This window comes from Sphingobacterium sp. DR205 (assembly GCF_011064245.1).
Taxonomy (GTDB): Bacteria; Bacteroidota; Bacteroidia; order Sphingobacteriales; family Sphingobacteriaceae; genus Sphingobacterium; species Sphingobacterium athyrii.
In genome coordinates this window covers 7,089,122-7,108,113 of record NZ_CP049333.1, presented here as the reverse complement: position 1 = coordinate 7,108,113, position 18,992 = coordinate 7,089,122, and the positions used below count along the sequence as shown (strand labels likewise).

Genomic DNA, 18,992 nt, shown 5'->3' with positions numbered 1-18,992 from the left:
TATACATGCTTTCATTAAGCGCCTGTGATCCCAAACCGCAAACTGAGGATTCGGAAACGTATACAGCAGACTCGGTGGCTGTGGATTCTGCCGCCCTCGCAACAGATTCTGCTACGGTGGATTCCGTTACGATGGCTAAAGCAGCGGATAGTAAAGATGACCTCTGGGATCCGCATTTATTTGATTCTATTCCTAAATATAGCCAAGAACGCGCTTTTAAGATGGATCCCTATCCGGAAATTATCAGGCGATATGAGCGTGATGATTTTGTGTATTCTGAGAATATCAAAGATAAAATAAGTGTATTGCAACGTATCTTACAACGTATTTCGGAATGGCTTGGGGATATCATGCCGGATAATCCGTATAAATTTAACAAAGAATTTGGTTATGTATTTGCCTTCTTGGCGTTAATAGCACTGGCTTTTGTACTTTATAAGGTATTATACAATAAAAACCAGTATTTCATTAAACATGAGCAGGAAGCAGACGATTTGGATACATTGGCATATGTGGAAAGAAATTTGATGAACAGTGATCTCAGTCAGTATATTAGGGATGCTGTCGCGCAAAAAAATTATGCACTGGGAATTCGTTACCTACAATTATTGAATATTCAAAAGCTGGCACAAGCAGGTTATATTAAATGGAAGCATAGTAAAACAAATGCAGAATTTGCGAATGAGGTCCAAGATAAGAATTTGCGTGCGGGCTTCGAGGAATGTACCCGGGTATTTGACTACGTTTGGTTTGGACAATTTGAATTAAAAGAGTCCGACTTTAGTCATTATGAACAACTGTTTAACCAATATCAAAATCAAATTAAATGAAAGGGTCAGTAAAATTTGGATTGATATTGCTGGGAGCTGTTTTGCTACTGATTGGCGTCATCGATATGACGAGTAAGAAACCGATTATTTGGGATCGAACTTTCGATGCAAAAGATAAAAATCCTTTTGGAGCCTATGTGCTCCGGCAAGAATTAAAGCATATAATTGATCAGCGCAATGTCGATGTCAAGCGCCCGCTCTATGAATACCTGGATAGTACACAGGGAACCGCAATGAATCTGCTGTTTTATACCTCGTATTTTTCCTTGGGTGAAGCCGCGGGTAATAAGTTACTTGACTATGTGTCCCAAGGGGGAAAAGCAATGATTATTGCGGAAACAATTGACTATACTCTTTTGGATTCCCTAAACATAAAAGTGAAGGATTTTTATGGCTACAAGAAAGGTGTTGATATTAAAAGTCATTTAAGAGTGAAGCTGACCAACGATAATACTAAAATTCATTATGCTAAATCGGACTTAAGTGAGGTTTTTAGTAAATTGCCAAAAAATGCGACTATTCTAGGGGGAATCACTTATCAAGATTATTTATTACCTAATTTCGTCGAAGTGAGGGTTGGTAAAGGTCGGCTTTACCTACATTTGACCCCCGATTTATTTGGCAATTATTATTTACTGAACTCAGCTTCTCAATATGCTTATGCTGCCAAAGCATTGTCATACTTAAACGATAAACCGATTGCTTGGTATGATTTCAAGGCGAATATAGATCAATATCGCACTCCATTGCGGGTTTTATTGACCAATGAGGGGTTACGGCAAGCTTGGTATGTGCTATTGGGGGGACTTATTCTTTTACTTGTGTTTAAGAGTAAAAGAGAACAGCGTGCGGTGGCGATTGTCAAACCGGAGCCGAATCTTTCCAAAGAATTTTGTGAAACAATTGCGACCTTATATTATGAAAACGGCACGCCGGGCAATATGGTTGATAAAAAAATAGATTATTTCCTGCACGACCTTCGGAGCCGTTTTCATATGGATACACTGGAGTTAAGAGAAAATGGGTTCTGTGAAGAATTGGCTGAGCGTTCAGGTGTTCCACTTACTGAAACACAACAGCTCATTGGGTTAATAATTCGAATGCAGGGAACACAAGTGCACGACTTGACCGAATTAAGACAGATCAATGAAATTATAGAAGATTTTAAACATAAAGCAAAAATGATATGAGTGATTTCGATAAATATATATCTTTTGAAAACCGAATTGATATATCGGGTTTATATGAAAAAATGACTCAGGTAAAGTCGGAGGTAAAAAAAGTTATTGTAGGACAGGATCAATTGATTGATATGTCATTGATTTCGATTTTGGCATCCGGACACTCTTTAATAGAAGGATTACCGGGTGTTGCGAAGACTTTATCTGCAAAATTAATTGCCAAGACAATCAGTAGTGACTTTAAACGGATTCAGTTCACCCCAGATTTGATGCCTTCAGACGTGACCGGGTCATCTATTCTGGATCTAAAGAGCAATGAATTTGAATTTCGCAAAGGGCCGATTTTCGCTAATATTGTTTTGATTGACGAGATCAACCGTGCTCCTGCGAAAACGCAGGCCGCGCTTTTTGAAAGTATGGCAGAGCATCAGGTTTCGGTCGATGGAAATACCTATCTCTTGCCTGTTCCATTTATAGTTTTCGCTACACAAAATCCCATCGAGCACGAAGGAACTTATCGTTTGCCTGAGGCGCAGTTGGACCGTTTCCTTTTTAAGATCAATGTGGATTATCCGGAACTTGAGCACGAATTGGAAATTTTGAAGGAGCATCATGCACAAAAAGCATCAAACAAAGAGGATCAAGTTGGCAGTGTGGTTTCGGCGGAAGAGATTTTCTCTTTTCAGCGTCTGATCAAATCAATTTTTGTACATGACGAACTGTTAAATTATATTGCTCAGGTGATCATAAAAACACGTACCAATCCGAGCTTAACTTTGGGGGCCTCACCGAGGGCTTCTATTGCGCTGCTGGAGTCGTCCAAAGCATCTGCTGCGTTGAGCGGACGAGATTTTGTGACGCCCGAGGATATTCGAAGAGTGGCTGCTGCGGTATTAGGTCATCGGGTCATGTTGACTCCTGAGCGAGAAATGGAAGGCTTTACAACGGCTTATGTTATAGATCAAATCATTAATTCGGTAGAAATTCCAAGGTAATGGGGAAAATAAAGCAGCTCTTTCTGACCAATCAGTTTTTCTATTCCTTGTTGGGAATAGCGACGTTCTTTGCGATTTCTTTTTTTATGAAGGGATTGTTTACTGTTGCATGGATTGTGTTTTGGCTGTGGCTGGCGGTATTGATTTTTGATTTCATTGTATTATTCTCAGGCAAAGGACGTGTCGAAATCACAAGGATTTATCCTGAGAAATTATCCAACGGCGATGAAAATCCGATGAAATTAATGATCAATTCCTTTTACCCGTTTCCTACTTCCATCGAAATCTTGGAAGAATTTCCGATACAGTTGCAGATACGGAACAATGAATATTTTACCCGTTTGTCCGCATATCAAAGTACTGAAATTTCTTATTTGATGCGACCAACGCAAAGAGGTATATATGAGTTTGGCAGATGTATCGCACTTGTGAAGCGGTTTGGGTTCTTTAAAAGAAGGTTTTTGACCAATCAGGCGCAGCAGATCCCCTGTTATCCGTCATATATTCAATTGAGGAAGTATCAGCTTTTGGCGACGAGCAATAGACTTAATGAATTAGGAATAAAACGTATCCGTCGCATTGGCTCGGCCATGGAGTTTGATCACGTCAGGGAATATGTTCAGGGGGATGATTATCGACACATGAACTGGAAGGCTACAGCGAAGATCAAAAAATTAATGGTCAATCAATATGAAGAGGAAAAATCACAACCGATCTATTCATTTATAGATTTGGGGCGGGCTATGCGAATGCCTTTTGATGGTCTCACATTACTGGATTATGCAATCAATGCATCATTGGTTCTTTCAAATGCGACAATATTAAAGCAGGACCGTGCTGGATTGTTGACTTTTTCGAAAGAGGTGAATGTGTTTATACCTGCCGAAAAGAGAAATAACCAAATGCTCAAGATTTCGGAAGCACTATATCAAGTGACCACAAACTTTGAGGAACCTGAATATGGCAAACTCTATAGTTATGCAAAAGCGCATATCAATAAGCGCTCGCTGATCTTTCTCTATACAAATTTTGAGACATTAGACTCTTTAAGAAGGCAGATGAATTACCTTTCTATGTTAAACCGGAGTCATATCATTGTTGTCATTGTCTTCAAAAATGTTGAAGTAGAAGATTTAGCCAAAAGTGCTCCGAAAAAGACCATCGAAATCTATAACCAGATCATTGCTGAGAAATTTATCTACGAGAAACAGCTTATTGTGCAAGAGCTCATCCGCAATGGATTTCAGACGATCTATACTGCACCCGAAAATTTAACGATCAACTCAATCAATAAATATTTGGAGATAAAAGCACGCGGACTTATTTAATGATGGAAGTATCTTTGACCATGACTTTCGTCCAAAAATGCTGATATTTTTCGATCGCTTTCAGGTGGATCGGGTGTGTTTCGTATACAGTGATATCTTTAAGGTCCTTGAATGTGACAATCAATGTATAGTCAAAGCTATTATCAACAACTGCTCGCGCATTTGTCGGTGCTGGAATGCCATAATTGAGCGTTTTGATCGTGTCAATTTTGCGGAGTTCTTCAAAGAAACCGACAAAATCCTTTTTATCTTTTTCACTGATATCTTCCTTCAGCCAAAAATTAACAACATGAATAATTGTGCTGGGGTGCAGGTCATTATCTGACTGCGCCGGATTTGCCCATGTGGGTGCGGTGACGAGCACCATAGGTGCAAGTAAAAAATTGCGTCTTTTCATTGATGATACGGTTTAGAACCATTAAGGTACAAAAAAAGAGATACATTTCTTGCATCCCTTTTTTTATTTTAGTAGCTAGTCCTTATAGACCGAACTCTTCTTTTACTTTTTCGATGTAGTCCAATTTTTCCCAAGTGAATAATTCGACCTCGATTTGTTTCTTTTCTCCAGTGGAACTTTCAAATTCTTTCGTTACTTTTCTTGGAGTTCGTCCCATGTGACCATATGCTGCAGTCTCGGAATAGATTGGATTTCTTAAACCAAGACGAGTCTCGATACCATAAGGAGTCATATCAAATAGATGCGCTATTTTATCAGCAATCTGACCATCTGTGAGATTTACTTTGCTTGTGCCATAGGTGTTCACATAAATACCCATTGGGTCTTTTACGCCAATTGCGTAGGAGATCTGAACAAGGATTTCGTCCGCTACACCCGCCGCAACTAGATTTTTGGCAATATGACGGGTCGCATATGCTGCTGAGCGATCCACTTTTGACGGATCTTTTCCTGAAAAGGCACCGCCACCATGGGCACCTTTACCTCCGTACGTATCAACAATGATCTTCCGGCCAGTAAGCCCTGTATCGCCATGTGGCCCCCCGATAACAAACTTACCTGTGGGATTGATATGGAATTTAATCTCATCATTGAATAACAGCTGAAGCTCTGGCTTCAATTGTGCCTTTACGCGAGGGATTAAGATTGTTTTGATATCCTGCGTAATCTTGTCCAACATGACCGGTTCGGTGTCGAAGTCATCATGCTGTGTAGAAATTACAATGGTGTCAATTCTTTTTGGTTTGTGGTCATCACCATATTCCAAGGTTACTTGTGACTTGGCATCCGGACGTAAATACTGTATTTCATTGTTTTCCCGACGCAGCTCTGCTAGCTCATATAAAAGGCGGTGGGAAAGATCCAAGGCTAAGGGCATGAAGTTGTCCGTTTCATTGTTGGCATAACCAAACATGATGCCTTGATCACCAGCTCCCTGCTCTTGTCTTGTTTTGCGGTCCACACCCTGATTGATATCTGCAGATTGCTCATGGATTGCAGATAACACACCACAAGAATTTGCTTCAAACATATATTCAGACTTTGTGTAGCCAATTTTTTGGATAACAGAGCGGGCTATTTTCTGCACATCTAAGTAGATGTTCGATTTAACTTCACCAGCGAGAACGACCTGTCCCGTCGTTACCAAAGTCTCAATAGCAACACGTGAATCTTCATCCCATGCTAAAAAATTGTCTATTAATGCATCTGAAATTTGGTCCGCTACTTTGTCCGGATGCCCTTCAGAAACAGATTCTGACGTAAATAAATAAGCCATGCCTTACGTAATTTTAATATTGGATTTGCGCTAGAAATGAAATAACAGCAAAGTGATAAGAGCCGTGATAGCGAAGGGTTTTTAGCACTTTTTTACTGTGGTTGCAATCTCCTTGTCGTTGCTTTGTGTAGGCAACAGCACGCAAATCAGTCCACATTCTATTTTTTGTTGCGACAAAGCTACGATACTTTGTGGGATATTTAAAATCAAATTTGTCTTTTAATTTTAAAAGACTTAAAAAGCGACGCTAAAACGGTACAAAGATTACATTATTTTAAGAAATTGGTAATTTCCGTTATCTTTGGATATGTCAGAACGTAAACAAATATTGTTTGTTATTAACCCTATTTCAGGAGGAAAACGTAAAACGTCCTTTAAAAAGCAGGTATTGGATGTGCTGGATTTGCAGAAATTTGATCCTACATTTCAGCAAACTGCAAGACCCAACCACGCTTATGAAATCGGTTTGCAGGCCGTTCAGGAAGGATACGATGCGGTGATCGCAGTGGGTGGAGATGGAACGATCAACGAGCTGGGGTCTGCTTTAGTCGGTTCAGGCATACCCTTGGGTATTATTCCGGAAGGATCTGGTAATGGTCTGGCACTCTACTTAGGTATCCCGATGAATGAAGCTGCGGCTATCCGCCGTATAAACCGTTTTGAATCTATAGAAGTTGATTGTGGTGTTATCAATGACCGACGTTTTTTTAATATAGCGGGACTCGGATTTGATGCATCGGTGAGTGAAAATTTTGCCAACGAAAATATCCGCGGTCCATTGGGCTATATGAAATCTGTTTTTAATGTGCTGAGCAAATACCAGCCAGCGCATTATAAATTAACGATAGATGGAAAAGTCTACGAACGACAGGCCTTTATGATCAGTGTCGCCAACTCGCCCCAATATGGGAATAATGCTTATATCGCGCCACAAGCTTCGGTCAACGACGGCATATTGGATGTTTGTATCGTGCATAAGTTCCCTTTATATATCTTACCAAAAATGATTTTTCACCTATTTAATAAATCCGCGGATCAGTCAAGTTATGTGGAGATCATCCCAGGTAAGAATATTGAAATTGAGGTAGATGCGGTGTCACCGGTGCATGTGGATGGAGAACCCCTAGAACTTGGTGATAAGCTAAATATTTCCATTATGCCAAAGGCGATAAAAATTATTTGTTAAAATCATGAGTAAAAATAAGAAACAGTCTTACGAAGGCGTTGTATATTCAACGGATGATAGTTTTAACTACCAGCTTGCCGATCTTTTTCAGGAAGCGGAGACATTACCTGTCAACCAGCAGAACCTTAAAGTGCAGCTTGACCGCAAAATGCGGAAGGGCAAAGTTGTTACCCTGGTCACGGGTTTTATAGGACAAGCAGAAGATCTGGAGGCCTTGGGTAAATTACTGAAACAAAAATGTGGAGTGGGGGGTACGGTGAAAGACGGAGAAATTGTTATTCAGGGTGAATTTAAGCAAAAGATCTATGATTTGTTACTTAAGGAAGGGTATCGGGTGAAATTAGTTGGTGGTTAAACAACTATATCTGTGTGAATTATAGCAAATCTAATGGGTTGTTTATTAGGTGAATATGACAAAGAATAAACAGAGTTATTTATCAGAAAACATGAGTAATCACTTACTTTTTGTCGCTTAAAATCCTCGTTTTTCTTGCATATCAAAAAAAAAATGGTTTTCATTGTAAAATAATTATTGCTAATAAGCGATTTAGCTGATGGTAATAAGGATTATATACGGGAACTGCTGAGAAAAATGACACCATTGGATGGTGTATTCAGTTTGAAAAAACAAATTTGATTTTTTTTATATATTTGAGATGAATATTTTAAATTTGACATTAAATATTAAATTTGCTTTGCAAAATTGACTTCAAAAGCGAATAAGAGTGCATATAATTTAAACAACATTATATATTTAAACAACAGTAAAAAACTAAAAATTAGAAAAATGGCAAACGCACCTAAAACTGCTGCAAAACAAGAGAGCAACAACGGAGGATCTTTCTTTGCTCAAGCTGCAATCATCATCTGTTTCATCGTGGGTTTCTGTGTATGGAAATTTGTGATGGGAAATCCGACTAACTTCGTTGACAACAACCCTGAAAATGCTCCTAACCCAGGTAACTACTTAGGAATGGTTTACCATGCTGGGGCTATCGTACCTGTTTTGCTTGGTTTATTCTTAATGGTTTGGGTTTTCTCCGTAGAACGTTTTATCGTTATCAACAAAGCTTCTGGTACTGGAAACGTTGGAAACTTTGTAAGAAAAATTCAATCTTTGATTAATGGTGGAAACATCGATTCAGCTATCGCTGAGTGTGACAAGCAAAAAGGTTCAGTTGCAAACGTAGTTAAAGCGGGTTTATTGAAATACAAAGCCGTATCAGCTGACGTTAACGTTGACACTGAAAAAGCGACTATCGCAATTCAAAAAGAAATCGAAGAAACTACAGCATTAGAAATGCCAATGTTAGAGAAAAACTTAAACGTAATCGCAACATTAGTTTCTATCGGTACATTATGTGGTCTATTAGGTACAGTAACAGGTATGATCAAAGCCTTCTCGGCGTTGGCAACCGGTGGTGCTCCAGATTCAGCTAAATTAGCAAACGGTATCTCTGAGGCCTTGATCAATACAGCAACAGGTATCGCGACTTCAACATTCGCTATCGTATTGTATAACATCTTTACTGCAAAAATCGATAAATTAACTTACTCTATCGACGAAGCTGGTTTCTCAATCGTACAAACATACGCTGCAAACCACAAATAAGAACTGTGATGAAAATTTTTGATTTTATTTTATGGAAATCAAAAATCTAAAGCATCATAGGATAGAAGATTGAGTTTAATTAATTTAAAAAGAAGAATTTAAAATGGGTAAAGCAAAAGTAAAAAGAGCCAGTACGTCTATCGACATGACAGCGATGTGTGACGTATCGTTCTTGCTGCTTACGTTCTTCGTATTAACGGCGACAGCGCGCCAACCGGAAGCATTGACGGTGGATACCCCAGCATCAACTACGAAAGATAAATTACCTGACTCTAATGTAGGTATGATTACGATCGGTGATGGTGGAAAAGTTTTCTTCGGAACGACGGATCAACAGGTTCGCGTAAAAGCACTAGAAAGAATGTCTGCAAAATACGGCATTGGCTTTTCGCAAGAGGACTACGATCATTTCAAACTGATGGAGAACTTTGGTGTACCAATGTCTAAGTTGAAAGGATTATTGGCTCTGGACGGCAGCAAGCGCACTGAAAAAGGTGTACAAACGGGTATTCCGATTGACAGTACAGAAAATACCTCTAACGAGTTGTACTACTGGGTGCAAAACACACGTTTAGCTGCTGAAGAAGTAAATAAAGAAAAGGAATCATCGGACAGGAACTTTGTTCACCCGGGCCCTTTGAAGATTGCTATCAAAGCTGATGCAAATGAAAAATATCCTTCTGTAAACCAGGTGATCGAAACATTGCGTAATCAAAAGCAAAACAAATTCAGTTTCATCACTGGCATGCGTGCTGAGGAAAAATAATTGACGATTTAATAAGAACAAAAAATGGCAGAATTAAATCAGGATAGTGGTAAAAAAGGCAAAGGCGGGAAAGTTCGGTCCAAGAAAAATGGTGGTAAGGTCGACCTTACAGCCATGGTGGATTTGGCCTTCCTATTGATTACCTTTTTCATGTTGACCACATCTTTAAATAAACCACAAGCGATGGACGTGGCGATGCCAGATAAAAATAAAGTTAAGGATGAGCCTCAGCCGGATTTATTGACAGCTGATAACCGTTCATTGACACTTTTATTGGGATCTGATAACAAAGTCTCTGTGATTTACGGACAAGTAAAAAATCCGATCGAAGGACCAACGACTGTTGGTTACGGAGCTGACGGTATTCGCAAGGTATTGCTGGAGAAAAAAGCCTATGTACCACGCGTTGCTGGCGGTAAGGATTTGATCGTTATCATTAGACCGAGTGATAAAAGCACGCAACGTAACCTAGTTGATATTCTTGACGAAATGAAAATCGTTGATATCAAACGTTACATGATTGCTAAAATCAGTCCAGAAGAAGTGGAGGTTTTAAAACGTGATAATATCTACAATGATTAATCATTTTTAGATAGCACGATAAAGTATAAAAATATGATAGGGTCAAAATTAGATATTTTTAAGAAAGAATGGCTTGAGGTCGTTTTTCAGGGACGTAACAAAGAATACGGAGCGTATGAGCTGCGTAAACTTGCCCCTAAAGCGACTAATAGAGGATTGCTTGTCGTTATCGGCGTAGTCGTTCTTGCCAGCCTTCTTCGTCTTTTCGGAGATAAAATTTTTCCGAAGAAACCTGTTGAAGCACCTCCTGCAGTAACAGAAGTTACCTTGGAAGACCTTGAAGAGATCAAACCACCAGAACCACCAGAAGAGGAGCCCCTTCCACAAGAACCGGAAGAGAAACCTCAGCAAGTGGCTATGGATGTGCCAAAAGAGGATTTGATTCGTTTTCCTGAGCCAAAAGTAGCTCCCGCAAATAAAGTTGTGGAAGAAGTTGCTTCTCAGGAAGAGTTGAAAGATCCAAACAAAACTCCGGCACGCATCACTTTGAAAGGTAGTCCTACAGGTACTTCGGTAGCACGTGGTGAGTTTGGTTCGAAGAAACAAGACGGTGGAATCACTGGTGTTTCAAAAGGAGATCCAAACGGTGATCCAAATGGAGATAAAATCTTTACGGCGGTAGAGGTGAATCCAGAACCAATTGGAGGTATGAAAGCGTTTATGTCATGGATTTCTTCTAACTATGATTATCCGCAAGCGGCATTAGAAAATGGAATCAACGGTGTTGTGGAAGTTTCTTTCGTCGTGGAAAGAGATGGTAGCTTGACAGATATCAACGTAAAACGCGATTTGAAATATGGTACGGGAGATGCAGCTGTTAAGTTGTTGAAGAAAGCTAAAAAATGGAAACCAGGTATTCAAAATGGTCGTCCAGTTCGTGTAGCTTACACCCTGCCAATTCGTTTGAATACTATTCAAAATTAGAATGACAGATTTTAATTCGAATAATAATTCTAATTATAGACAGAAATCGCCTTTAAAGCGATTTCTGTCTATTTTAGGACTATTTATGTTTGGTTTTTATTTTGTTTTGGGCCTACTGATTATTTTTTGGGATAATTTTCCCATTGAGATTAATCCGACATACAAAACAGTCTTTGGCGTTGTATTGATCCTCTATTCTTTTATGCGGTTTGTACGACTTTGGCAAAACAATTTTAATTAGCGGCTGGCGCTCTTTTTAATTTCAATTAACTCTCTTCAAAAATTAAACTATTCTTTTATTTTAATTGTCTAATTATATGATGTATCGTATGAGAAAATATAGTGTAATTCTTGTAATGCTTGGACTTTGTGCAGGATTATTTCAATCTTGCAAAGACAGGACCAAGGAGAAAAAGGAGAGTGATGATATTCTAACGGGCAAACTGCCGGTGTTAGTCGATCAGACGTTATTGCCGATCATTAAAGAATCTGCTGATGTATTTGAGAGTTCTTATCCGAATTCTAGCCTTGAGCTGATGGCCAGGCCAGAAATCAAAACGGTCAATGCTTTGCTGGCGGATTCTGCTTATGTGGTCGTATTGACTAGAAAGCTCACCGCTCAGGAAGATGAATACTTTAAGAAGCGTGGTATTCAACCTAAAATTTTCCAGATGGCATCCGATGCTGTGGTATTAATCAATAATCGGAGTAGTGCTGATACTATAATGTCTCAAAAGAACGTTAAGTCTTTGTTGGAGGGTAGTGTAAGTGGCCAACGGTTGGTTTTTGATAATGCCAATTCAAGTACTTTACGTTTTTTAAAGGATTACTATAAGTTGGAGAAAATTGATCCAAAGGCTATTTCAGCGATGAAAGACAGCGAGGATGTGATGAAGTACATCAGTGAAAATGCTAATGCTGTGGGTGTTATCGGATATAATTGGTACTTGAAAGCAGTTGAAAAAAATTCGCAATTATTGGATAAAATTCGTACATTGAGCATCGAAAATGTTAGTGCGGGGGCAGACAAGGCACATTTTTATAAGCCATCACAGTCAACCATAGCCGACGGAGTGTATCCGTTCATAAGACCGGTTTACATTATGAACTATCAGCCCAACATGGGTTTGGGCCTAGGCTTCAGTGCTTTTTTGACAGGAGATCGCGGCCAGCGGATCATATTAAAAGCGGGATTAGTTCCTGCAACAATGCCCGGACGTGAGATCATTATTAGAGATGAGAGTTATATTAAATAGATAATAAATAGTACAAAAATAGATTATGACAAACAGTAAATTATTATTTAGTCTTTTATTGGCTGGGTCTGTGGGCACAGTAAGTGCACAGAGTTTGAAAGATGCTAGAGCAGCCATCGAGGCTGAAAACTATGGTAAAGCGAAAACTATTCTTCAACAGTTAGTGACTAAGCAACCTAAGAATGGAGATAATTATTTCTATTTGGGTCAAGTTTATTTGGTAAACGACAGAGCAGACTCTGCCGCTGCAATTTTCAACCAAGGTTTGACTAATGATCCAAAAGCGACAATTAACAACGTAGGTTTGGGTTATGTTGACTTACTGAAAAAAGATAAAGCTAGTGCTGAATCCAAGTTTGCTTTGGCAACTGCAAAATTAGGTAAAAAAGATTACGAGCCATTATTGGAAATCGGTCGTGCATATATCAATACGCCAGAGCCAGACTATGCGAAAGCTTTGGAATATCTGACACAAGCGAAAGCAAAAAATACCAAGGACATCGCCATTCCTTTAGCTTTAGGTGATGCGTACCGTGGATTGAGAGAAGGTTCGTTAGCGTATACCAGCTATGGTGACGCAATGGATATTGATCAAAATTCGGTTAAAGCCAAAGTTGGTCAGGCAATTATCGTTCGTGGCGCACAAGCCTATGACGAGGCTGTAACTCAATTGGAAGCGATTGTTGCTGAAACACCGACTTATGCACCGACTTATCGCGAGTTGGCTGAAACGTATTACCAATGGTCGAAAATGCCTGGAACGACAGATGAAAAATATGTTGAGTTGAACAAAAAAGGTGTTGAGCAATACAAAAAATATTTGGAAGTAGCGGGTGACAATACGTTGGAGGCAAAAATTCGTTATGCCGATTTCTTGGTTTATGCACGTCAATATGACGAGTTGAAAACTGTATCGGAAGAATTGGCTAAAAATCCTTCCATAGATCCAAAAATCTATCGTTATTTGGGATATATCGCTTTTCAAAAATCGAAAGATTATCCAAAAGCATTGGAATATTTGAACCAAATGTTCTCCAAAATGGAGAAAGACCGTGTGATCCCTCTGGATTATATGTACCTAGGTATGGCTGAGATTGCTACTAACAGTCCGAAACCTGCTGCTCCGGCTGCTGGTGCGGATAGTACAGCAACGGATAGCACGGCTGTAGCGGCTGCTCCAGTTTTGACTCCGGAAAACACAGCAAATATCCAAAAAGGTATTGCAAACATTAAGAAAGCGATCGAAGGAGATAAAGAATTGTTGGGTGAAGTTGCTGAATTGGCATTTGCGAAATACCAAGAGCAAGAATTACAGACTGCAATATCTTTATTCGGACTTGTAGGTGAGTATAAAGATTCTCCTTACTACTTCGATTCGCACTATTACGCTGGTGAGGGTAGCTACCAAATTGGTTTCAAAAAAGATACTCAAGCGAAAGATGCTGAAGGAAACTATGTTAATCAAGATTTAAGAAATCAAGCTATTGCTGATTTTGGTAATGCTCAAAAGGAGCTTACAATCATTGAAACTACCGATAATAAAGAGGCACAAGATAAATACTTAGTGAATGCGTTATATTACAAAGCATTTTCAGCTTTGGGAGCGGATGATATGGCGCAGCCAAAAGGTGATTTTGTTGCTGCATTCCAAAAATTGATTGATACAATTAATCAAAGAGGTACGCAAGAGAAAAATAAAGCATATTTGGTAGATGGTTATACTTACATTGGTCTTTTTCATTACTTGAAGCAAGATACAGTGAAAGCAAAGCAAGCCTTCCAGAAAGTATTGGAAATTGATCCTGCAAACGAGGATGTTAAAGGATACTTAGACGCTTTGAAATAAGCTTAACTGAAATCATTCTAAATTAGGCGCAGATCGTACGATCTGCGCCTTTTTTGTTTTGATTTTAGTCATGGAATCTCTATATTTAAAGACAGTTACCAATATAAATTTTGATTGAGATGGAGCACGCCAATAGTATGCCGATAGATTACATACCTATATTAATACAGCTCATTGTAGCCGTAGGTTTCGGGGTAGGTACCATTATTATTACACATCTTATAGGGCCAAAAGTCCGGACGGAAAATAAGCTCGGGGCGTTTGAGTCCGGTGTAGAAGTCGTCGGAAATGCTCGGCAGCCTTTTTCAATTAAGTATTTTCTGGTCGCGATCCTGTTTGTCATTTTTGATGTTGAGGTTATTTTCATGTATCCATGGGCCGTCAATTTTAGAGAAATGGGCTTTCAGGGCTTGATCGAGATGTTTATTTTCATGGGATTGCTCTTATTGGGCTTTATCTATGTCATTAAGAAAAAAGCTTTGAACTGGGACTAAACAGTCCTGAAACGATTGGCTACAAGGGCCGATTGTACTTAAACCTTATAAATCGTCTTTTCATGAGTGATATAAAATTGGCAGAAGCTCCTCCGGGAGTAGAAGGCGCAGGATTCTTTGCGACAAGTTTGGATAAAGCGATCGGATTGGCACGTGCAAACTCATTGTGGCCCCTGCCTTTTGCCACATCCTGCTGTGGTATCGAATTTATGGCTACGATGGGTTCTACTTACGATTTGGCTAGATTCGGTGCAGAACGGCCAAGCTTTTCTCCACGCCAGGCAGATATGCTGTTGGTCATGGGAACTATTGCAAAGAAGATGGCTCCTGTCCTGAGACAGGTCTATGTGCAGATGGCGGAGCCCCGTTGGGTGATTGCAGTGGGGGCCTGTGCTTCCAGTGGCGGGATCTTTGATACCTATTCTGTGTTACAGGGTATTGATGAGATTATTCCTGTGGACGTTTATGTGCCAGGTTGTCCTCCTCGGCCCGAGGCTATTTTGGATGGTGTATTGCGCTTACAGGATATCGTTAAAAATGAGTCCTTAAATAGGCGAAATACACCCGAATATAGGGCGCTATTAGAAAAATACGGTATACATACAAATAAATAAAGGATGGAGAACAGTTTTTTATTGGAGAAACTCCAAGGAAATTTTCCGGCAAAGATTGTAGAAATTCCAGATGCGCATCATTTATTGACCATTCTTGTGGATGTCGAAGATATCACCGCTGTGCTGCGCTTTCTGAAGTTGGACAATGAATTACAGTTTATTCATTTAACAGACATTACTGCGGTACATTATCCGCATCTGGAGAAAGAGTTTGCTGTTGTCTATCACATTCATAGTTTGATTCACAATATCCGTATACGAGTAAAAGTGTTTTTATATGGTCCAAATCCGGAAATACCAACAGCTACGGTTGTTTGGAAAGGGGCGAATTGGATGGAGCGTGAGACGTATGATTTTTTTGGTGTAAATTTTATAGGACATCCGGATTTGAGAAGAATCCTGAATGTTGACGATATGGATGTGTTTCCGATGCGAAAGGAATATCCTTTGGAAGATCCAAATCGAGTAGATAAGAAAGATTTGTATTTCGGCCGTTAATTTATATGATATGAGCGAGTTTATAAGCAAGATAACATCTAATCAGCCAGTTTTCGAGGATAATGATCCACAGGATGAGCTAATCACCCTGAATATTGGCCCTACGCACCCCGCTACACATGGGGTATTCCAGAATGTGGTGCAGATAGATGGGGAGCGTATCGTCAGTGGTGTTTCCACTATAGGCTATATTCATCGTGCTTTTGAAAAAATTGCTGAACACAGACCCTTTTATCAGATCACTCCACTCACGGATCGTTTAAATTATTGTTCAGCACCCATTAACAATATGGGCTGGCACATGACGGTTGAAAAACTGTTGGAAATCGAAATTCCAAAGCGCGTGCAATATATGCGGGTCATTGTGATGGAGCTTGCTCGTATAGCTGACCATATCATTTGCAATGGAATTTTGGGTGTCGATACAGGGGCTTTTTCTGGTTTCTTGTATGTGATGCAGGAACGTGAATTTATCTATGAGATCTTCGAAGAAATCTGTGGCGCGCGGCTGACGACAAATATTGGTCGTATTGGCGGATTTGAACGTGATTTCAATGCTGTTGCCTTTGAGAAAATCCGTGAATTTTTGAAACGCTATCCCCCGGTATTGAAAGAGTTTGAGGAAATGTTTGTGCGTAACCGGATTTTTATAGAACGAACTTCGGGTGTCGCTGCCGTTACTCCGGAGGAGGCATTGGATTACGGTTGGTCCGGACCAATCCTAAGGGCAACAGGTGTAGACTATGATATTCGGGTACAAAACCCCTACTGTTCGTATGAAGAGTTTGATTTTGATGTGCCTGTCGGAGCAACGGGGGATGTATATGACCGATTTATGGTCCGGAACGAGGAAATGTGGCAATCACTTCGCATCATTGAGCAAGCGTTGGAAAAAATAGAGAAAGAACCTAAAGGTGTGTTTCATGCGGAGGTGCCCGATTTTTATCTGCCACCGAAAGAACAGGTTTATACCAATATGGAAGCGCTGATCTATCACTTTAAAATCGTCATGGGTGAAGTAGACACACCTAAAGCTGAAGTATATCATTCGGTAGAGGGAGCAAACGGCGAACTGGGATTTTATTTGATTCATGATGGCGGACGTTCGCCCTATCGTCTTCACTTTAGACGACCTTCTTTTGTCAATTATCAAATGTTTGCTCCAATGAGCGCAGGTATGTTGATTTCTGATGCGATTTTAAATATGAGTAGTCTTAACGTTATAGCAGGAGAATTAGATGCTTAGTGTAAAACAACATAATGAAAATGTAACGTTTTCTCAGGAACTATTGGCCAAGTTTGGCGAAGTAGTGAGCCGTTATCCGGAAGGGAAGCAAAAATCAGGTCTATTACCCATTTTGCATTTGGTCCAAGCTGAATTTGGTTGGGTTAGCGCCGATGCAATGGATCAAGTAGCTGTTTATCTCCATATTTTACCTATTGAAGTCTATGAAGTTGCAACTTTCTATACGATGTTTCTGCTGGAACCCAAAGGTAAATATGTCCTGGAGATCTGCCGTACCGGCCCTTGTTGTTTAGTTGGCGCAGAGCGGATCATGGGACATTTGGAGCAAAAGCTTGGCGTAAGAGAAGGTGAAGTGACGGCGGATGGGCTTTTCTCTTGGCGTGGTGTGGAATGCCTTGCTGCCTGCGGATTTGGTCCCGTTCTACAGATCGGGCCGGAATATACCTTTTATGAGAATTTGGATGAAGCTAAGGTGGACGAATTGATTGATAATTTAAAAGCTAAAACAGAATAATATGGCACGTAAACTTTTGTTGACACATATCGATGTTCCCGGCATCAATACCTTTGAGGTTTATCGTCAAAAAGGGGGCTATGTTGCTGTTGAAAAAGTAATAAAAACAATGTCTCCCGAAGATGTGGTTGAGGAGGTGAAAAAATCTGGACTACGTGGTAGAGGTGGCGCAGGCTTTCCGACAGGAATGAAATGGTCTTTTCTGGCCAAGCCAGAGGGGGTGCCGCGTTATTTGGTCTGTAATGCGGATGAGTCCGAACCGGGTACATTTAAGGACCGTTATTTGATGACACATATCCCACACGCATTGATCGAGGGGATGATTGTGTCCAGTTTTGCCCTTGGCGCAAATACATCTTATATCTATGTGCGCGGTGAAATGATGCCGCAGATCAGAATCTTGGAACGTGCCATTGCTGAAGCAAAGGCGAATGGATTTTTAGGTAAGAATATATTGGGCTCTGGCTATGATCTGGAGATTTATGTCCAACCGGGTGGTGGTGCATATATCTGTGGCGAGGAAACTGCATTATTGGAGTCTTTGGAAGGAAAACGGGGCAACCCTCGTATCAAACCTCCGTTCCCCGCTATAGCCGGATTATATAATTGCCCTACAGTAGTGAATAACGTAGAGTCTATTGCGGCAACCGTTCCCATTATTAACTTGGGCGGAGAAGAGTACGCAACCATCGGTGTCGAGCGTAGTACAGGGACTAAATTGATTTCAGCCAGTGGTAATATCGTTAAACCTGGTGTCTATGAAATTGAACTGGGGCTATCGGTAGAAGAATTTATCTATTCGGATGAATACTGTGGAGGTATCGCTAATGGGAAGCGGATGAAGGCTGTTGTGGCCGGTGGTTCATCAGTCCCCATTCTGCCAGCAAACCTTATCCTGAAGACAGCTGCTGGAAATAGCCGTTTGATGACTTATGAATCCTTGTCCGACGGTGGTTTTCAAACAGGGACCATGCTTGGCTCGGGTGGTTTCATCGTATTTGACGAGGACCAATGTGTTGTTCGTAATACCTGGAACTTTGCCCGGTTCTATCACCATGAAAGCTGCGGACAATGTTCGCCCTGCCGTGAAGGAACCGGATGGATGGAAAAAGTGTTGCATAAAATTGAAAGTGGACATGGGGCTATGTCCGATATTGACTTGCTTTGGGATGTACAGCGTAAGATCGAGGGAAATACAATCTGCCCATTGGGTGATGCGGCGGCTTGGCCCGTAGCTGCAGCGATCAGACACTTTAGGGATGAATTTGAATGGCATATACTACATCCGGAGGAGTCACAAACAAGAAATTACGGATTGGCGCATTATGCGGATCCACTACAACCAATTGTATCATAATAAAAGCTGTAACGATAAATTATAACTATC

General features: G+C 40.3%; 20 protein-coding genes. 18 read left to right on the top strand and 2 right to left on the bottom strand.

From position 1 onward, the window contains the following. The first annotated feature begins 5 nt into the window (after positions 1-5). The 4 genes from G6053_RS29925 to G6053_RS29910 are packed head-to-tail and all read left to right on the top strand — an operon-like array spanning position 6 to position 4,334. Complete coding sequence (locus tag G6053_RS29925; RefSeq protein ID WP_165309465.1) at positions 6-830, top strand: DUF4129 domain-containing protein; 825 nt, start codon at positions 6-8, stop codon at positions 828-830. Beyond that, positions 827-2,020, top strand: a complete 1,194-nt coding sequence (locus G6053_RS29920) for a DUF4350 domain-containing protein (RefSeq protein WP_108634586.1) — start codon at positions 827-829, stop codon at positions 2,018-2,020. Before G6053_RS29925 ends, G6053_RS29920 begins: the two co-directional genes overlap by 4 nt. Beyond that, positions 2,017-3,006, top strand: a complete 990-nt coding sequence (locus G6053_RS29915) for a MoxR family ATPase (RefSeq protein WP_165309464.1) — start codon at positions 2,017-2,019, stop codon at positions 3,004-3,006. The genes G6053_RS29920 and G6053_RS29915 overlap by 4 nt, the downstream gene beginning before the upstream one ends. Beyond that, entirely contained in the window at positions 3,006-4,334 is a 1,329-nt protein-coding gene (locus G6053_RS29910; RefSeq protein ID WP_108634588.1) for a DUF58 domain-containing protein, read from the top strand. Before G6053_RS29915 ends, G6053_RS29910 begins: the two co-directional genes overlap by 1 nt. Here the strand turns inward: G6053_RS29910 and G6053_RS29905 are convergent. Both G6053_RS29905 and metK read right to left on the bottom strand, forming a co-directional pair. Further along, positions 4,327-4,731: a Dabb family protein gene (locus tag G6053_RS29905; protein WP_206531839.1), complete on the bottom strand. Its 405-nt coding sequence runs from the start codon at positions 4,729-4,731 to the stop codon at positions 4,327-4,329. The two genes, G6053_RS29910 and G6053_RS29905, sit on opposite strands and share 8 nt — an antisense overlap. Before the next feature lie 82 nt (positions 4,732-4,813). Further along, a complete protein-coding gene (gene metK / locus G6053_RS29900; RefSeq protein ID WP_108634589.1) occupies positions 4,814-6,067 on the bottom strand; it encodes a methionine adenosyltransferase in 1,254 nt (417 codons plus the stop codon). Positions 6,068-6,374: 307 nt separating this feature from the next. On the opposite strand from metK, the gene G6053_RS29895 reads away from it, so the two are divergent. The 14 genes from G6053_RS29895 (at position 6,375) to nuoF (ending at position 18,962) form a co-directional block, all read left to right on the top strand. After that, positions 6,375-7,253 (top strand): diacylglycerol kinase family protein, encoded by an 879-nt coding sequence (locus tag G6053_RS29895; protein WP_108634590.1) that lies wholly within the window; start codon positions 6,375-6,377, stop codon positions 7,251-7,253. Positions 7,254-7,257: 4 nt separating this feature from the next. Continuing rightward, positions 7,258-7,608 carry a translation initiation factor gene (locus G6053_RS29890; protein ID WP_165309463.1) on the top strand — a complete coding sequence of 117 codons (351 nt, stop codon included), beginning with the start codon at positions 7,258-7,260 and terminating at the stop codon, positions 7,606-7,608. Between the two features lie 432 nt (positions 7,609-8,040). Continuing rightward, positions 8,041-8,865 carry a MotA/TolQ/ExbB proton channel family protein gene (locus G6053_RS29885; protein ID WP_108634592.1) on the top strand — a complete coding sequence of 275 codons (825 nt, stop codon included), beginning with the start codon at positions 8,041-8,043 and terminating at the stop codon, positions 8,863-8,865. A gap of 103 nt (positions 8,866-8,968) precedes the next feature. After that, on the top strand, positions 8,969-9,631 hold the full coding sequence (locus G6053_RS29880) for a biopolymer transporter ExbD (protein WP_108634593.1): 663 nt from the start codon (positions 8,969-8,971) through the stop codon (positions 9,629-9,631). Positions 9,632-9,655: 24 nt separating this feature from the next. Then, a complete protein-coding gene (locus tag G6053_RS29875; protein ID WP_104383478.1) occupies positions 9,656-10,213 on the top strand; it encodes a biopolymer transporter ExbD in 558 nt (185 codons plus the stop codon). 33 nt (positions 10,214-10,246) lie between these two features. Next, positions 10,247-11,137 (top strand): TonB family protein, encoded by an 891-nt coding sequence (locus G6053_RS29870; RefSeq protein ID WP_108634594.1) that lies wholly within the window; start codon positions 10,247-10,249, stop codon positions 11,135-11,137. A gap of 329 nt (positions 11,138-11,466) precedes the next feature. Then, on the top strand, positions 11,467-12,393 hold the full coding sequence (locus tag G6053_RS29865; RefSeq protein WP_165309462.1) for a substrate-binding domain-containing protein: 927 nt from the start codon (positions 11,467-11,469) through the stop codon (positions 12,391-12,393). Positions 12,394-12,418: 25 nt separating this feature from the next. Further along, entirely contained in the window at positions 12,419-14,239 is a 1,821-nt protein-coding gene (locus G6053_RS29860; protein ID WP_108634596.1) for a tetratricopeptide repeat protein, read from the top strand. A gap of 119 nt (positions 14,240-14,358) precedes the next feature. Next, positions 14,359-14,733, top strand: coding sequence for an NADH-quinone oxidoreductase subunit A (locus G6053_RS29855; protein WP_108634597.1), 375 nt, complete (start codon positions 14,359-14,361; stop codon positions 14,731-14,733). A gap of 62 nt (positions 14,734-14,795) precedes the next feature. After that, entirely contained in the window at positions 14,796-15,347 is a 552-nt protein-coding gene (locus G6053_RS29850; protein WP_104383484.1) for an NADH-quinone oxidoreductase subunit B, read from the top strand. Between the two features lie 3 nt (positions 15,348-15,350). After that, entirely contained in the window at positions 15,351-15,845 is a 495-nt protein-coding gene (locus G6053_RS29845) for an NADH-quinone oxidoreductase subunit C (RefSeq protein WP_108634598.1), read from the top strand. 10 nt (positions 15,846-15,855) lie between these two features. Continuing rightward, on the top strand, positions 15,856-17,091 hold the full coding sequence (locus G6053_RS29840) for an NADH-quinone oxidoreductase subunit D (RefSeq protein WP_181390567.1): 1,236 nt from the start codon (positions 15,856-15,858) through the stop codon (positions 17,089-17,091). Next, a complete protein-coding gene (locus G6053_RS29835) occupies positions 17,084-17,605 on the top strand; it encodes an NAD(P)H-dependent oxidoreductase subunit E (RefSeq protein WP_165309461.1) in 522 nt (173 codons plus the stop codon). Before G6053_RS29840 ends, G6053_RS29835 begins: the two co-directional genes overlap by 8 nt. Position 17,606: 1 nt before the next feature. After that, on the top strand, positions 17,607-18,962 hold the full coding sequence (gene nuoF / locus G6053_RS29830; RefSeq protein WP_108634600.1) for an NADH-quinone oxidoreductase subunit NuoF: 1,356 nt from the start codon (positions 17,607-17,609) through the stop codon (positions 18,960-18,962). Positions 18,963-18,992 lie beyond the last annotated feature (30 nt).

Excerpts from the sequence above, each read along its gene's own strand:
- G6053_RS29840 (WP_181390567.1), top strand. The coding sequence starts at position 15,856 with ATGAGCGAGTTTATAAGCAAGATAACATCTAATCAGCCAGTTTTCGAG.
- metK (WP_108634589.1), bottom strand. The coding sequence starts at position 6,067 with ATGGCTTATTTATTTACGTCAGAATCTGTTTCTGAAGGGCATCCGGAC.
- G6053_RS29865 (WP_165309462.1), top strand. The coding sequence starts at position 11,467 with ATGAGAAAATATAGTGTAATTCTTGTAATGCTTGGACTTTGTGCAGGA.
- G6053_RS29835 (WP_165309461.1), top strand. The coding sequence starts at position 17,084 with ATGCTTAGTGTAAAACAACATAATGAAAATGTAACGTTTTCTCAGGAA.
- G6053_RS29875 (WP_104383478.1), top strand. The coding sequence starts at position 9,656 with ATGGCAGAATTAAATCAGGATAGTGGTAAAAAAGGCAAAGGCGGGAAA.
- G6053_RS29905 (WP_206531839.1), bottom strand. The coding sequence starts at position 4,731 with ATGAAAAGACGCAATTTTTTACTTGCACCTATGGTGCTCGTCACCGCA.
- G6053_RS29915 (WP_165309464.1), top strand. The coding sequence starts at position 2,017 with ATGAGTGATTTCGATAAATATATATCTTTTGAAAACCGAATTGATATA.
- G6053_RS29920 (WP_108634586.1), top strand. The coding sequence starts at position 827 with ATGAAAGGGTCAGTAAAATTTGGATTGATATTGCTGGGAGCTGTTTTG.
- nuoF (WP_108634600.1), top strand. The coding sequence starts at position 17,607 with ATGGCACGTAAACTTTTGTTGACACATATCGATGTTCCCGGCATCAAT.
- G6053_RS29845 (WP_108634598.1), top strand. The coding sequence starts at position 15,351 with ATGGAGAACAGTTTTTTATTGGAGAAACTCCAAGGAAATTTTCCGGCA.
- G6053_RS29850 (WP_104383484.1), top strand. The coding sequence starts at position 14,796 with ATGAGTGATATAAAATTGGCAGAAGCTCCTCCGGGAGTAGAAGGCGCA.
- G6053_RS29870 (WP_108634594.1), top strand. The coding sequence starts at position 10,247 with ATGATAGGGTCAAAATTAGATATTTTTAAGAAAGAATGGCTTGAGGTC.
- G6053_RS29880 (WP_108634593.1), top strand. The coding sequence starts at position 8,969 with ATGGGTAAAGCAAAAGTAAAAAGAGCCAGTACGTCTATCGACATGACA.
- G6053_RS29910 (WP_108634588.1), top strand. The coding sequence starts at position 3,006 with ATGGGGAAAATAAAGCAGCTCTTTCTGACCAATCAGTTTTTCTATTCC.
- G6053_RS29925 (WP_165309465.1), top strand. The coding sequence starts at position 6 with ATGCTTTCATTAAGCGCCTGTGATCCCAAACCGCAAACTGAGGATTCG.
- G6053_RS29890 (WP_165309463.1), top strand. The coding sequence starts at position 7,258 with ATGAGTAAAAATAAGAAACAGTCTTACGAAGGCGTTGTATATTCAACG.
- G6053_RS29855 (WP_108634597.1), top strand. The coding sequence starts at position 14,359 with ATGGAGCACGCCAATAGTATGCCGATAGATTACATACCTATATTAATA.
- G6053_RS29860 (WP_108634596.1), top strand. The coding sequence starts at position 12,419 with ATGACAAACAGTAAATTATTATTTAGTCTTTTATTGGCTGGGTCTGTG.
- G6053_RS29885 (WP_108634592.1), top strand. The coding sequence starts at position 8,041 with ATGGCAAACGCACCTAAAACTGCTGCAAAACAAGAGAGCAACAACGGA.
- G6053_RS29895 (WP_108634590.1), top strand. The coding sequence starts at position 6,375 with ATGTCAGAACGTAAACAAATATTGTTTGTTATTAACCCTATTTCAGGA.